This window comes from Rhizobacter sp. P2_H3 (genome assembly GCF_056403355.1).
Genome location: NZ_JBFUFQ010000519.1, coordinates 1 through 848 on the forward strand (window position 1 = coordinate 1; position 848 = coordinate 848).

Sequence of the window (848 nt, forward strand, 5' to 3'; positions counted from 1 at the left end):
CGCCGCGGCCGCGCCGCCGGGCCCGCGCAGGTCGGCCAGCCGGTCCTGCAGCCGCTCGCGCAGGCGCAGCGCCCATTCGTCCTCCATCGCGTCGACCGGCACCTCGCCGAGGTCGATCGCCAGCTCGTCGATGCGCCACACCTCGTCGGGCGCGCAGGCCTCGTCGAACAACTCGTCGACGATGCGCAGCGCCGGGCCCTGCATGAACGCGGCGAGCCGCGCCTCGGCCTCGTCGGCCGGCAGCGCGGCGTCGAAGCCGACGTCGACATGCAGGTGCTCGATCAGGTGCGCGTCAGGCATGGCCCTGCACGAAGGGCTCGTCGCCCTCGCCTCCTGCATCGGGGGTGTCGCCGGGCTGGCGCACGAACGGGATCACGCGGCAGGCCGCCACGTCCGCCTGCTCGGCCAGGTGCGCATCACCGGGTGCGGCCGCCAGCGCCTCGCGCGCCGCCAGCCACGGCACCCAGCAGGCCTCGAAGCGTTGCATCGCCTCCATCTCCAGCCACAGGCAGTGCAGCGACAGGTGGGCCGGGCAGTTGATGCGCAAGGTGTCCTGCGCAAAGCGGCGGAACGCCGGCTGGCGGGTGCGCGCGGTCCAGCCCGGCATCAGCACCGTGACGCGCAGCGCGTGGAAGCCCGGCTTCAGGTTCAGCGCCGCATGCGCGCGGCCGCCCGGCGCGAGCGGGCGCAGCAGCACGTGCTCGACCACGTGCATCCCCTCGCTCTCCTGGTGCAGGTGCAGCAGGAAGAGCCGCAGGCTGGCGGCGGCGCGCCGCGCGGCCGGCGCATCGGTGTGCTCGCCCAGGTCCCACCAGCGGCCGTCCTCGTCGGGACCGAGCAGCAGGCGG

Annotated in this window: 2 protein-coding genes; both read right to left on the minus strand. The window is 75.1% G+C overall.

The window, feature by feature from the left end:
- The coding region (locus tag AC1D1T_RS32785) for a contractile injection system tape measure protein (protein ID WP_477993536.1) at positions 1-300 on the minus strand (300 nt) is incomplete at its 3' end.
- The coding region (locus AC1D1T_RS32790; protein WP_477993537.1) for a hypothetical protein at positions 293-848 on the minus strand (556 nt) is incomplete at its 5' end. The genes AC1D1T_RS32785 and AC1D1T_RS32790, both read right to left, overlap by 8 nt.